General features: G+C 60.8%; 9 protein-coding genes. 2 read left to right on the forward strand and 7 right to left on the reverse strand.

Features of this window, described 5'->3' with window-relative positions; genetic code table 11:
• Positions 1 to 20 precede the first annotated feature (20 nt).
• Positions 21 to 1,385, forward strand: a complete 1,365-nt coding sequence (locus CWC48_RS08690; protein ID WP_100491689.1) for a formimidoylglutamate deiminase — start codon at positions 21 to 23, stop codon at positions 1,383 to 1,385.
• Positions 1,386 to 1,515: 130 nt separating this feature from the next.
• Here the strand turns inward: CWC48_RS08690 and CWC48_RS08695 are convergent, their stop codons facing one another.
• From CWC48_RS08695 to CWC48_RS08725, 6 genes are all read right to left on the reverse strand, one after another.
• Entirely contained in the window at positions 1,516 to 2,085 is a 570-nt protein-coding gene (locus tag CWC48_RS08695) for a lipocalin family protein (RefSeq protein ID WP_010213852.1), read from the reverse strand.
• A 30-nt stretch (positions 2,086 to 2,115) separates the two neighbouring features.
• Positions 2,116 to 2,370: a hypothetical protein gene (locus CWC48_RS08700; protein ID WP_017849914.1), complete on the reverse strand. Its 255-nt coding sequence runs from the start codon at positions 2,368 to 2,370 to the stop codon at positions 2,116 to 2,118.
• 176 nt (positions 2,371 to 2,546) lie between these two features.
• Positions 2,547 to 3,557, reverse strand: a complete 1,011-nt coding sequence (locus tag CWC48_RS08705) for a class 1 fructose-bisphosphatase (RefSeq protein ID WP_003187818.1) — start codon at positions 3,555 to 3,557, stop codon at positions 2,547 to 2,549.
• Between the two features lie 109 nt (positions 3,558 to 3,666).
• Positions 3,667 to 5,019 carry a DUF3999 domain-containing protein gene (locus CWC48_RS08710; RefSeq protein ID WP_100492506.1) on the reverse strand — a complete coding sequence of 451 codons (1,353 nt, stop codon included), beginning with the start codon at positions 5,017 to 5,019 and terminating at the stop codon, positions 3,667 to 3,669.
• Positions 5,019 to 8,537 (reverse strand): DUF2339 domain-containing protein, encoded by a 3,519-nt coding sequence (locus CWC48_RS08715; protein WP_100491690.1) that lies wholly within the window; start codon positions 8,535 to 8,537, stop codon positions 5,019 to 5,021. The genes CWC48_RS08710 and CWC48_RS08715 overlap by 1 nt, the downstream gene beginning before the upstream one ends.
• A gap of 200 nt (positions 8,538 to 8,737) precedes the next feature.
• Entirely contained in the window at positions 8,738 to 11,188 is a 2,451-nt protein-coding gene (locus CWC48_RS08725; protein WP_078046464.1) for a glycogen/starch/alpha-glucan phosphorylase, read from the reverse strand.
• Positions 11,189 to 11,414: 226 nt separating this feature from the next.
• On the opposite strand from CWC48_RS08725, the gene CWC48_RS08730 reads away from it, so the two are divergent.
• On the forward strand, positions 11,415 to 11,849 hold the full coding sequence (locus tag CWC48_RS08730) for a YkgJ family cysteine cluster protein (RefSeq protein WP_017529542.1): 435 nt from the start codon (positions 11,415 to 11,417) through the stop codon (positions 11,847 to 11,849).
• Between the two features lie 238 nt (positions 11,850 to 12,087).
• On the opposite strand, the gene typA is transcribed toward CWC48_RS08730, so the two are convergent.
• A complete protein-coding gene (gene typA, locus CWC48_RS08735) occupies positions 12,088 to 13,908 on the reverse strand; it encodes a translational GTPase TypA (protein ID WP_025859468.1) in 1,821 nt (606 codons plus the stop codon).
• Positions 13,909 to 14,021: the final 113 nt, after the last annotated feature.

Consider the following 14,021-nt stretch of genomic DNA (forward strand, 5'->3'; position numbering starts at 1 on the left):
ACGACCGGGGTGCCTTGATCATGTCCGCTTTCTTTGCCGAACGCGCGCTGCTGCCTAATGGATGGGCCAATGATGTACGTCTTGAAGTCAGCGCCGATGGGCTGCTGACTAAAGTTGAGGCCAATGCCAGCGCAGAAGGTGCTGAACGGCTGAGAGGCCCGGTATTGGCGGGTATGCCGAACTTGCACTCCCATGCCTTCCAGCGTGCGATGGCCGGCTTGGCTGAAGTGGCCGGCAACCCGAATGACAGTTTCTGGACCTGGCGCGACCTGATGTACCGCATGGTGGGCAAGATAAACCCGGACCAATTGCAGGTGATCGCGCGCCAGCTGTACATCGAGATGCTCAAGGCCGGCTACACGTCGGTGGCCGAATTTCACTATGTGCACCATGACGTCAGCGGCCAGCCGTATGCGGATCGCACGGAGCTGTCGCGGCAGATCAGCCAGGCGGCGGCCAGCACTGGTATCGGCCTGACGCTGGTGCCGGTGCTCTATACCCACTCCGGGTTTGGCGGCCAGGCACCGAATGAAGGCCAGCGGCGGTTTATCAACAGCACCGAGCAATACCTGGACCTGCAGACGCAGCTCAAACCCATCCTCGCCGCACAAACGGCGCAGCAGTTGGGGCTGTGTTTCCACTCGTTGCGCGCGGTGACGCCACAGCAAATAAATGACGTGCTGGCCGCCAGCGACAAGGTGTGCCCGGTGCATATCCACATCGCCGAACAGCAGAAGGAAGTTGAAGACTGCCTGGCCTGGAGCGGCAAACGCCCGCTGCAATGGCTGTACGACAACATTGAAGTGGATGAACGCTGGTGCCTGGTGCATGCCACCCATGCCGATGCGGACGAGGTGGCGCGCATGGCCAAGAGCCGTGCGATTGCCGGCTTGTGCCTGACCACCGAGGCCAACCTGGGTGACGGGATTTTCCCGGCGGTGGATTTCCTCGCCCAAGGCGGACGCATGGGCATCGGGTCCGACAGCCATGTATCACTGAGCGTGGTGGAAGAGTTGCGTTGGTTGGAATATGGCCAGCGCCTGCGCGATCAGCGGCGTAACCGGCTGTATCGCAGCGATCAGCCGATGGTCGGCCGCACGCTGTTCGATGCCGCGCTGGACGGCGGTGCCCAGGCGTTGGGCCAGCCGATTGGTCGACTGGAAGTGGGCAAGCGTGCGGATTGGATTGTGCTGGACGGTAATGATCCGTACTTGGCGACGGCAACGGAGGACGGGATTCTCAATCGCTGGCTGTTCGCGGGCGGTGATCGGCAGGTGCGGGATGTGCTGGTCAACGGAAAGTGGGCGGTGCGCGATGGGCACCACGCCGGTGAAGAAGAAAGCAGCCGGGCCTTCACGCAAGTCTTGAGAGCGCTACTGGGCTAACACGCGACACCTAACAAATGTGGGAGCTGGCTTGCCTGCGATACAGGCACCAAGGTGTATCAGTTACACCGTGGTGATGCTATCGCAGGCAAGCCAGCTCCCACATTTTTTGATCGGCGGTGGCCCAGGGTTATTGCGAGGTCTTCGCCATCTGCTTGTCCGACGTGCGCCAGATCAAACGTGTGGTGTCATACCCCTGTTGCCGCGCCCTGCTCAGCAGGTCTTCGCGGGTGTCCGCATTGACCGTCGGCGTGCGCGACAAGATCCACATGTAGCGCCGGCTCGGGCTGCCGACGATCGCGGTCTTGTAGTCATCGCTGACATACAGCACCCAGTAATCGCCCTTGGCGACGCCGGGTAGCAGCGCGGTAAACCAGTTATTGAATTCCACCCAGAGCTTGTCGGTCTTGCCCGGTACTTGCGGGGTGGCGGTGCCCTTCGCTTCTTCCCACTTCCACTCAGTCGTCAGGCAGCGGTTGAACACTGACATATCGCCATCGGGCAGCAACGTGTAGCGAGCTTCGGACTGCGCGCAGTTGCGCTGGAAGTACATCGGCAATCGGGCCAACTCATACCAGGTGCCCTGGTAACGCTTGAGGTTGACGCTGCCAGCGGTCTTGGGTTGCAGATCATCGCCAGAATGGCTGGCACAGCCCGCCAAAAACAGGCTGGCACAAAGGAACAAAACAAAACGCATCATTCTTCTTCTCCCGCAGGCTTGCGCCCCGGTTTACTTCAGGCCTTGCCCGGAAAACATCAGAACTTTGTCACCGGCATATTGAACGCTGATAAAGCTGTTTTTATCGCCCCAGGTGCAGCTGGACATGCCCAGTGCGCCAGAACAATCGGTAGGCTTGCCCAACAGCGACTCCACCTCAGCCTTGGCCATGCCAGCCGACAACTTCGCGTAGTTTTCTTGGTTGACCTTGCTGCAAGCGGCCAATAGCACGCAAAAAGCCAGCAAAGCGAGACGGCGTAACGACATGGAAAAACTCCTGGAGGGACGAAGCAGCTTGGGTATCTGCCAGAAGCTTAGAAGGGAAAAGAGGTGTCTGGTTCCCGACGAACGAAAACAAAAAAGCCCCGAAAACGCTGAAACGTTTCGGGGCTTCTTCAAGAGTGAAACGGCTCACAACAACGCCGATCACTTATCGCCGCAGCTTACTTCTTGTGATAGGCCGTCACACGCTCAACTTCTTCCTTCGAACCCAGGAATACCGCCACACGCTGGTGCAGGCCTTCAGGCTGGATGTCGAGGATGCGCTGGTGGCCGTCGGTGGACGCACCGCCCGCCTGCTCAACCAGGAACGACATCGGGTTGGCTTCGTACATCAAGCGCAGTTTGCCCGGCTTGGACGGCTCGCGGCTGTCGCGTGGGTACATGAACAGGCCACCACGGGTCAGGATGCGGTGCACATCGGCAACCATCGCGGCAACCCAGCGCATGTTGAAGTTTTTCTTCAACGGGCCTTCTTCACCTTCCATCAGTTCGTTGACATAGCGCTTCACCGGTTCTTCCCAGTGACGCTGGTTGGACATGTTGATCGCGAATTCCTGGGTGGACGCAGGAATGGAGATGTCTTCGTGAGTCAGCACGAAGCTGCCCATTTCGCGGTCCAGGGTGAAGCCCTTGACGCCATCGCCCAGGGTCAGCACCAGCATGGTCTGTGGACCGTAGATGGCGTAGCCAGCGGCAACCTGTTCGGTGCCTGGCTGCAGGAAGGCCTTTTCGTTCAGGGCTTCGTTCTGGCTCAGGTATTCGTTCGGGCAACGCAGTACCGAGAAGATGGTGCCGACCGGTGCATTGATGTCGATGTTGGACGAGCCGTCCAGTGGGTCAAATACCAGCAGGTACGCGCCTTTCGGGTATTTGCCCGGGATCTGGTAGGCATTGTCCATTTCTTCGGACGCCATGCCGGCCAGGTGACCGCCCCATTCGTTGGCTTCGAGCAGGATCTCGTTGGAGAGTACGTCGAGTTTCTTCTGCACTTCGCCCTGCACGTTTTCAGTGCCCATGCTGCCCAGGACACCACCCAATGCGCCTTTGGACACGGCGTGGCTGATTTCCTTGCAAGCACGCGCCACCACTTCGATAAGGAAGCGCAGATCGGCAGGCGTGTTGTTGCTGCGGGTCTGCTCAATCAAATAGCGACTCAAGGTAACGCGGGACATGTAAGGCTCCGGAGAATGGGGGGGCTGAAAACCCGCGCAGTTTAACGCGAGTCGGGGCGTATTTCCTCCTATCAGAGGATTTAAACCCAATAGAGTTCATGGACTTTATTTAACCTGCCACCGGCGGCTTGCGCAGCAAACTGTAGGCCATGGCACCCAGTGCCGCCACGCCGAGCAATAACACGGCCCATAGGCCGAGTTTCTTCCAGTCGGTGCCGGCTTCGGGCAAGGCGGCAATCGCAGGCGGTTTGACCGCGATTTCTCCCACCAAGGTGGCCTGGCCCAGCGCCTTCAAACGCTCAGGACTGTAATCAGGAATCAGCGTCGAAAGTGGCAGGCTCGCGGCTTTCACGGATGCGTTCCCCAGCGCCAGGCTGAAGGGCGGCTCACCCCGCGCCAGGAACACCAGTTGCGTGGCACGCACGGCCACGCGTAAGGCGGGGGCTTCGACGCCCAGTCCACCGCCCCGCTCGTCCACTTGCAACTTCAACTGGGCAACCGTCTGGCCCGGCAACTGCAATTCATCCTGCACCACGTCCTTGCCGCTCTGGGTCAGGCGATACAGCAGGCCATTGCTCAACGGCTGCCAGGTTTGCTTGGCGTCACTTCGACCCGACAACGTCACCGGCGCCAGCGTATTGGGCTGCTTCAATTCGACCCGCAAGCGCTCGACATTCAGCCCCGTCGGCAATTGCCAACTGTACTCTCCCGCCTTGAGCCGCTCCCCTGGAAAGGCCTGCGACCACACCAACGGCATCGGCAAGGTGCTGCTAGTGGCGCTCTCCAGCTTGGCCGACGTCAACAACGGCGCCGCCTGGCCTTGCCACACCAGCCGCAAATAACGCGCCGATTGCCCCGGCAAGCTCACGTCATGCTGCTCGACCCGTTCATCGGCAAATGACAAGCGCGCCACTTGCCCATCGCCCCAGGCTTTCCAGTGCTGCAAATCATCACTGGCTTCAATGCTGAAACGCTGGAAGCCCTCCTGCTCGCGACTCCAGTCCAGGCTCAATTGCTGCAGGGGCGCCTTGATTGCACTGGCGTCCAATACCCAGCCCCGCAGTACTTGCTTGCCGGGTTTGGGGGCTGTGGACGGTTTGATTTCCACCAGGGTGCCGGAAGTGGTGGCCTTCATTACCACGTTTGGCAGGGCTTGCTGGGTGTCGGCGGCGTAGAGCGGGAACCACTTCACCGCCGTCACATTGCGACTTTCGCTGCGCTGCGAGGCCTGTCGCGACAACGCATAGGCCTGCGGCTCGCCGGCGGCGTTGAACACGCGCACATCGCCAAGATCGGCCTGGCGCGCGTTCAATTGCACCGCCAGCGGCAGCTCCAGGCGATACCAAGGGCCGCTGCCGCTGACGTTCAGCGGCACGTGGGCGGTGAAGTCGGCCGGCGCTTCCTGCGCCCACACAGACAAGGTCGTACACAGGCCCAGCACGGCCACGCTCAACTTACCGATCAAGAGGATGCTCCTTCAGTGTCCAACACCGGTTCGGCACGCTTGGGTGGCAGCGGTGCGAAGTAACCCACCACCAGCAACAGCCCACCCACGCCTATAAACGACACGATCCGCGCCAGACCGCCGCGGTTGCTCAGTTCGACAAAGAACAACTTGGCGACCACCACCGCAATCAACACTGCACCGATCAGCCACACCTCGCGGCGATGGCGCAGGTGGCCGCCGATCATCAGGCCGAGAGCGATCAGGGTCCAGACGATCGACAGACCGGCCTGTACCAGCATGGATTCGAGCAACGCATCCAGTTGAAACGGCACGCCGCCCCAATGGTGGGCGGTGCGCATCACCAGCGCAGTGAAGAAGGCAAACAGCGAGACACCCGCGACACCTTGGGCAAAAAGCTCGGTACGCGGCCCCCGTAGCGGCGCGACACTTCGCGCGCACCAATACACACCCAGCAGCGCAAAGAGCAGGCCCAGGTCCAGCGGATTGACCAGCGGCACATAGGGCAGCGGTTTGGCCGTGCCGTCGCTGAAGCTGTTCGCCAGCCAGAACCAACCGAGCATCAGCACCGCCAATGGCACGGCCGCCAACACCCGATATTCCCTTGGATACGCCGACACCGGCCACGGCCAACGACGTGGCGAAGCGGCCAGCACGAGATAGAGACTTGGCAGGATCGCCCAGCCCAGCCAGCGCCAGGCGTTGTACTCGGCAGTAAACCTCAGCAGACCGTAGCGCAACTCCAGCGCCAATATGCCGATCAGCATCCAGCAGCCGAGTACGTGGGCCACGCTCAACGCCTTGGCGGGCACAATCACCGCCAGACGTCGCAGCGAGATGAAATGCACCACAAATACCGCCGACCACGCCAGCCAGCCGTACTCCGCCGCGGGGTGGTAATAAGTATGTCCGTACACCAGCAACACCAAGCCCACCGCTGGCATCAGCAGGGTGGACAACACCCCCAACGACACCCACTTCAGGCGCACAGCCAGCAGCATCCAGACCGCGACGCTGATTGCCGCGCACCCCAGCAGGAATGCCGCCTGCAATTCCTGTGGGATAAACCGCAACACTTCGCCGATCAGCGCCAACGTCCACCAGGCCGCGCCCCAGACCAACAGCAAGTCGGAAAGGCGTTGCAGCTTCAACACGGCAAACACCGGCGCATGGGGTTCGCGCTGCAAGCGCCAGGCGCCGACCAGTGCAGCCAGGCCCAGTACCATCGGCGTCCAGAAACCGCTGTGGGCCAACGGACGCAGCCCCTCGCTGGTCAGTGGCCCGAGCAACTCCGGTACCGCCAGCAGGAACGAACCGCCGCCCACCAATTGCAGCAGCAAGCCGAACACAAAACTGACCCGCTGTTGCAGGTACAGGCTCAGCCAGATGACCAACAAGCCACTGGCCGCCCACACGCCACTGGCGCTTTCCCACGGCAGCACAAACAGCACCGCGAGGTTGATCAATACGAGGCCCGCCAACAGCACCACCGACAACCCGCGCAGCAGCCGCACATCGCTGCGCACGATGTCGTCACGCGCCGCCAACAACATGCCACCGATCAAGGCCAAGCCAATCAACGACGCCGTGAGCAAACCGCTCCAGCCGGCGTTGAACACCGCCGCGCCGTCGCCACCTTGCAACCGCAGCAGGAACACCGCGCCACCCAGCAATTGCACAGCGAATGCGGTGAACAGGAAGGTGCGCGAGCCGATGCGCAGGCCTATAAACAGCGTCACCAGGCCAGCGATTGCCCAACTCACAGCGGTGCCTTGGGTAGCCAGCAACAAGGGCGCGAGCAGGTACAAAAAGCTCAAGCCAAGGCTCGCCAACACCGGGAGGCCTCTGCGCTCCCAGTCTGAGGACTGCTCCTCGGACGCCTTGCGCAACTGGTCAAAGCTGAACAACAACGCAGCGCCCAGCAGCAGCGCGCCCAACGGCGCGCCACTGAGCAAGGTGTGCTCACCGACACCCAATTCACTGAGGAACGCCAGCGCCGAACCCACTTGCAGCAACAAGCCAAACGCGCGCGCCAACGGCCGCTGCTGGCGCAAGCCGAGCCAGAAAATGCCGGCGCCTTCCACCGCCCAGGCCGCAGCCGTCCAACGCGCGTCGAGGCCCAGGGGGATGGCCAGGCTGGCAAAGATCACCCCCAAGGCCAGGCAGGTTTCCGCCAGCAACAAAGCGCGCCCGCCGCTCAGCAGCCGGGCCAGGCCCATGTAGACGATGCCCAGGCCCAAGGCGCTGAACGCTGCGGCAAACTCCAGGTGCTGCACCAACGCAAACTGCAAGCCGAAACCCACCAGCGGCGGGCCAAACAGCATGCTGCCGTCGACATAATCACCCTTGGCCGCCGACCAGCGCAGCAGTGCACCACGGCTGTCATCCTCGGGCGCGTCGCGCATCTCGAGCAATTTACGCCGGGCGAACAGCAGGCCGATGGCCAGGTACATCAGGAAAAACAGCATCAGGAACGGCTCGGTACTCCACAGCAGTTCCGGCGTGTAGGAGCGCATCCCCCAAGCGAAGCCGATCCCAAAAGTGCCGACAAAACCGATCAGGTTGAGCAGGCGCCAGGCCTTGAACCAGGCAATCGCCAGGATGCCGGCGTTGAGCAGGGCGAAATAACTGAACAGCGCCACATGGTTGCCAGCGCCGGTGGAAGTCAGAATCGGCGCGGCAAAACCACCCAGCGCCGCCGCACAGGCCAGGCCCAGCGCATCCTGGGTAATCGCCAGGATCGCCGAGAACACCGTGACGGCCACCAGCAGGCCAAGCGCCGCACCGGGGTCGATCAGCGGGTGCAAGCGCATCGCAGCGAACACGGTCAGGTACAGCACCGCGATCCCGGTGCCTTGCAACATCAAGCCGTAATTGCTGTTACGCAGCCGCAGCCACCAGCCCAGGCCCAGCAGGCCCAATGCGGCGGCAGCGACGCCGGCGTAACGTAATTCGATCGGCACCACCATGCCTTCGGTGGCATAGCGCAACAGGAACGCCAGACCGAGAAACAACAGCACCACGCCGACACGCAGCACGGTGTTGCCGCCGAACAACCAATTGCGCGCGCCACTGATGGCGCGCTCGATCAGGTTGGGGCCACGGGGGATGGCAGGTTCTTTGGGTTCTGGTATCGGGGCGGGCGCCCATACATCAGCCGGCAGCGGCTGGCTTGGTTCGGCAACGATGGCAACCGGCGCCAATTCGGCCGGCAACTCCCAAACCAAATCGGGCGCTTTGCCAACAGGTGTGGGTTCAGGCATTGGGGCTTCGACGACGATATTGCTTGGCGGCGTGGGCACTTCCAGCTGCCGCAGACGATCACCCAGCGCAATCAGCGCCTTCTGCGTGGTTTCCAACTGACGCGCCTGTTGGTCCGCCTGAGTCGCCAGCTTTGACAGGCGAATCGCCTGGCCAATGCCCAAGCCCAACAGCGCACCGATGCCCGCGTCACTGAACGACTCATCGAGCGTCCAGCCGAGCACCAGGCCAATCAGCATGAAAATCCATTGCATGGTCGATATCCCTAAGCAGCCCGAGGCGGGCAAACTGGCGCCTAGTATATCGACGCAGACCCCATGTGGAAGCAAGCTTATGTGGGCGCCGGGCTTGCCCGCGATGCAGACACCTCGGTGTAGCTGTCACACCGAGGTAATGCTATCGCAGGCAAGCCAGCTCCCACATAAACCCGCACACATGTGCAGGCCAGCGTTGTTTAGTCGAGGGCTTTCCAGATCTCGGTCGCGTACTCCCTGATGGTCCGGTCCGAACTGAACCAGCCCATGCGCGCGGTATTCAGCACCGCCGAACGCCACCATGCCTTGGAATCATGCCAATGCGCCTCGACCCGCGCCTGGGCGTCCCAGTACGAATCGAAGTCGGCACAGACCAGGAAGCGGTCGTAGTCGATCAGCCCATCGATCAGCCCCACGTACCGGCCCGGATCATCCGGCGAGAACACCCCGCCCCGAATTGCTTGCAGCACATCATTCAACCGATGGGACGCTGCAATGTCGGCCCCGGCGTTGAACTCACCGGCGTGTTTGCGCGCTTCCACCTGCTGCGCACTGAGGCCAAAGATAAACATATGCTCGGCACCGACGCGTTCGTGCATCTCGACGTTGGCGCCGTCCATGGTGCCGATGGTCAGCGCACCGTTGAGGCCGAACTTCATGTTGCTGGTACCCGAGGCTTCAAAGCCAGCGGTGGAGATCTGCTCCGACAAGTCCGCTGCCGGGATGATGCTTTCTGCCAGGCTCACGTTGTAGTTGGGCAGGAACACCACCTTGAGCAAACCACGTACGGTCGGGTCGTTATTGACCGTGCGCGCGATGTCGTTGGTCAGCTTGATGATCAGCTTGGCCTGGTGATAACTGGCCGCCGCCTTGCCGGAGAAGATCTTCACGCGCGGCACCCAGTCAGTGCCAGGCTCGGCACGGATCGCCTGGTACAGCGCCACGGTGTGCAACAGGTTGAGCAGTTGGCGCTTGTATTCGTGGATACGCTTGACCTGCACGTCGAACATCGCCGCCGGATTGACCGCGATGCCCAGGCGCTCATGAATGATGTCCGCCAGCGCGCGCTTGCTGTGCAAGCGTTGCTCGGCAAAAGCCTTGCGGAACGTCTGTTTCTCGGCGAACGGCTCAAGCTCCACCAGCCGCTCTTCGGGCTTGTCGAGAATGTCCGGACCCAGTGCCTCCACCAGCATGGACGTGAGCTTCGGGTTGGCCTGGTACAACCAGCGGCGGAAAGTGATGCCGTTGGTTTTGTTGTTGATACGCTCCGGGTACAGCTTGTGCAGCTCGGAGAATACCGTGCTGCGCATCAGCTGGGTGTGCAGGCCGGATACGCCGTTGACGCTGTGGGAACCGAGGAACGCCAGGTTGCCCATGCGCACGCGGCGTCCGTTGTCTTCTTCGATCAGCGAGACGGCGCGCAGTACGTCAAAGTCGTGGATGCCTTTGGCGCGCAGCGAGTCGATGTGCTGGGCGTTGATCAGGTAGATGATCTGCATGTGCCTAGGCAGCATGCGCTCCATCAGTCCGACCGGCCAGGTTTCCAGCGCTTCGGGCAGCAGGGTGTGGTTGGTGTACGACAGGGTTTCGACGGTCACGTCCCACGCCGCTTCCCACGGAATGTCGTGCAGGTCGACCAGTTGACGCATCAACTCGGCCACGGCGATGGACGGGTGGGTGTCGTTGAGCTGGATCGCAGCGTGCTCGCCCAGGCTCAGTACCGAGCCGTGCATGTTCTTGTGGCGGCGCAGCAAGTCTTGCAGGGAGGCGGAAACGAAGAAGTATTCCTGGCGCAGACGCAGCTCCTGCCCCGCTTCGGTGCTGTCGGCCGGGTAAAGCACTCGGGAGATGCTCTCGGCGCGGGCCACTTCGGCGACGGCGCCCAAGTGGTCACCGGCGTTGAAGCGCTCCAGGTGCAGGTCTTCTACCGCCCGTGCGCGCCACAAGCGCAGGGTGTTCACACTTGCGCCACGCCAGCCGACCACCGGGGTGTCATAGGCCACGGCCCGTACGGTTTCGTTGGGCGACCACACCTGGATCATCTTGCCGGAAGCATCCGCGAGGGTTTCGACGCTACCGCCAAAGCCGATCGGGTAAATCACTTCGGCCCGCTCGAACTCCCACGGGTTACCGAAATCCAGCCAGCGTTCGGTCTGTTCCTGCTGCCAGCCATCAACAATCGCCTGGCGGAACAAGCCGTGCTCATAACGAATGCCATACCCATGGCCGGCAATGCCCAGGGTCGACATGCTTTCCATGAAGCACGCCGCCAGGCGGCCCAGGCCACCGTTGCCAAGCGCCGCGTCGGGCTCCAGCAGGCGGATGCGCTCCAGGTCGACGCCCAGCTCGGACAGCGCTTCGCGCGCAATCTCCAGCACGCCCAGGTTGCTCAGGCTGTCGTAGAGCAGACGGCCGATGAGGAATTCCAGAGAAAGGTAATAAACCCGCTTTTGGCCTTTGCGGTAGATACGCCGCGTATGGTCCATCCAGTGGTCGACCATCTGGTCGCGGGCGGCCAGGGCAATGGCCTCGAACCAGTCATGGTCGAAGGCGTGATCCGGGTCCTTGCCCACCGCGTAGGTGAGTTTGGTCAAGACGGCATCGCGAAATGCGGCTACCTCTGCTTCTCGTGCAAGTGGTTCCTGAGACATCAATTGCGACCTCGGGCGAGATAGAAGGAGTTGCTAGAGCCTAGACGGTCTGACAGACGGTAGACGCTCTGGTTCGGCAGTTTTTTAACTCATTCACCTTTGCGCGAATTAGATGCAGGGCGCGTGCCCGAATACCCGTCTGGATGAAATTTGCGAAATATTGTTCAAAAAACCACCAATCCCGGTATGATCGCGCGCCCTGATACCGCCTCACCCTGGAACCTTGATGAAGCCTCAACTGATCGCCGCCGCGGAACTCGACCGTCTTGAAACGTGGCAGAAATATTCCGCGCATATGTGCGGTGGTTGCGTGTCCAGCTGCTGCACGCTGCCGGTCGAAGTGAAGATCAAGGACCTGATCCGCATTGGCATCGTCGATGAGTTCGAGCGCGGCGACCCGCCGAAAAACATCGCCAAGCGGCTGCAGAAGGAAGGCATCGTCGAGCGCTTCAATTCCAAATCCGAGATTTTTACCCTGCAGCGCATGAGCAACAACGATTGCCTGTACCTGGATCGTAAGACGCGCTTCTGCACTATTTATGACAAGCGCCCGGATACTTGCCGCAATCACCCGAAAATCGGGCCACGGCCAGGGTATTGCGCGTACAAGCCGAAGGAAGTGGTGCGCGAGACCAAGTTCAAGACTCTCGACAAGTTCTAATCGACAGCCAAACCCCTGTGGTGAGCGGGCTTGCCCCGCGCTGGGCTGCGAAGCAGCCCTAACCCGGCCACTGCATTTCTCCAGATAAAACTCAGGTGCCTGGTTTTGGGGCGGCTTCGCCACCCAGCGCGGGGCAAGCCCGCTCACCACAACAAGCGGGCTCACCAGAAAAATCCAGGCATAAAAAAACGCCCCCGGCCTTTCGACCGGGGGCGTTTTTCATTCAGCCTGAGTTAACTCAGTTCTTGGCTTTCTTGGCAGCGCGGGTACGCTCGCCTTCGTCCAGGATCTTCTTACGCAGGCGGATCGACTTAGGCGTGACTTCGCACAGCTCGTCGTCCTGGATGAATTCCAGGGCCTGTTCCAGGGTGAAGCGAACAGGTGGAACCAGAGCGATGGTTTCGTCTTTGCCCGAAGCACGCATGTTGTCGAGCTTCTTGCCTTTGGTTGGGTTGACGCCCATGTCGTTGTCACGGCTGTTCAGACCAACGATCTGACCGTTGTAGATCTCTTGACCGTGTTCAACGAACAGCTTGCCACGTGCCTGGAGGGTTTCCAGGGAGTAGGTCAGCGCCTTGCCGGTTTCTACCGATACCAGAACACCGTTCTGACGGCCGGACATGTCGCCGGACTTCATGGTGTCGTAGCGATCGAAGATCGAGGTCAGGATGCCAGCACCGTTGGTCAGGGTCAGGAACTGGTTACGGAAACCGATCAGACCACGCGCAGGGATGTTGTATTCCAGACGCACACGGCCTTTGCCATCCGGCACCATGTTGGTCAGGTCGCCTTTACGCAGACCCATCTCTTCCATCACCTTGCCCTGGGATTCTTCAGGGGTGTCGATGGTGACGTTTTCGAACGGTTCCTGCTTCACGCCGTCAACCTGACGGATGATTACTTCTGGACGACCAACGCCCATTTCGAAGCCTTCGCGACGCATGGTTTCGATCAGTACCGAGAGGTGCAGCTCACCACGGCCGGAAACCTTGAACTTGTCAGCCGAGTCGCCTTCTTCAACGCGCAGAGCAACGTTGTACAGCAGCTCTTTGTCCAGACGCTCCTTGATGTTACGGGAGGTCACGAACTTGCCTTCTTTACCGCAGAAAGGCGAGTCGTTTACCTGGAAGGTCATGGAAACGGTTGGCTCGTCAACGGTCAGAGGCTTCATCGCTTCTACCGCGTCCGGGTGGCACAGGGTGTCGGAGATGAACAGCGAGTCCATACCGCTGATGCACACAATGTCGCCAGCTGCAGCTTCTTCAACGTCGATACGGTGCAGACCGTGGTGACCCATCAGCTTCAGGATACGACCGTTACGCTTCTTGCCGTCGGCGCCGATAGCGACAACCGGGGTGTTTGGCTTGACGCGACCACGAGCGATACGGCCAACGCCGATAACACCCAGGAAGCTGTTGTAGTCCAGTGCGGAGATCTGCATCTGGAACGGACCTTCACGGTCAACAGCCGGCGCAGGTACGTTGTCGACGATCGACTGGTACAGCGGGGTCATGTCTTCAGCCATGTCGGTGTGGTCCAGACCGGCAATGCCGTTCAGGGCCGAGGCGTAGACGACTTTGAAGTCCAGCTGTTCTTCGGTGGCACCCAGGTTGTCGAACAGGTCGAAGATCTGGTCCAGAACCCAGTCCGGACGCGCGCCTGGACGGTCAACCTTGTTGATGCACACGATCGGACGCAGGCCGGCTTCGAAAGCCTTCTTGGTCACGAAACGGGTTTGCGGCATAGGGCCGTCTTGAGCGTCAACCAGCAGCAGAACGGAGTCAACCATCGACATTACGCGTTCTACTTCGCCGCCGAAGTCGGCGTGGCCCGGGGTATCCACGATGTTGATGTGGTAGCCGTTCCAGTTGATAGCGGTGTTTTTAGCCAGGATGGTAATACCGCGCTCTTTTTCCTGGTCGTTGGAGTCCATCACGCGCTCGTCGTTGAGCTCGTTGCGCTCCAGGGTGCCGGATTGACGCAGGAGTTTGTCTACCAGGGTGGTTTTACCATGGTCAACGTGAGCAATGATGGCGATGTTACGTAGATTTTCGATCACTTGTGTATCTCGATCAGAGGATTCGGTGTGCTGACAGGTCGTGGCAGCGATTAACAGTAGAGTCAGGCCTTGCCGTTACAGCTTGACGGCAGAGTCGGGGGGCCGGTGACGCA

This window comes from Pseudomonas sp. S10E 269 (assembly GCF_002798465.1).
In the GTDB taxonomy this organism is placed as follows: Bacteria; Pseudomonadota; Gammaproteobacteria; order Pseudomonadales; family Pseudomonadaceae; genus Aquipseudomonas; species Aquipseudomonas pergaminensis.

Coding starts and splice junctions, on each gene's coding strand:
- CWC48_RS08705 (WP_003187818.1), bottom strand. CDS start 3,557: ATGTCCCGCGTTACCTTGAGTCGCTATTTGATTGAGCAGACCCGCAGC.
- CWC48_RS08725 (WP_078046464.1), bottom strand. CDS start 11,188: ATGTCTCAGGAACCACTTGCACGAGAAGCAGAGGTAGCCGCATTTCGC.
- CWC48_RS08730 (WP_017529542.1), top strand. CDS start 11,415: ATGAAGCCTCAACTGATCGCCGCCGCGGAACTCGACCGTCTTGAAACG.
- CWC48_RS08695 (WP_010213852.1), bottom strand. CDS start 2,085: ATGATGCGTTTTGTTTTGTTCCTTTGTGCCAGCCTGTTTTTGGCGGGC.
- CWC48_RS08700 (WP_017849914.1), bottom strand. CDS start 2,370: ATGTCGTTACGCCGTCTCGCTTTGCTGGCTTTTTGCGTGCTATTGGCC.
- CWC48_RS08690 (WP_100491689.1), top strand. CDS start 21: ATGTCCGCTTTCTTTGCCGAACGCGCGCTGCTGCCTAATGGATGGGCC.
- CWC48_RS08715 (WP_100491690.1), bottom strand. CDS start 8,537: ATGCAATGGATTTTCATGCTGATTGGCCTGGTGCTCGGCTGGACGCTC.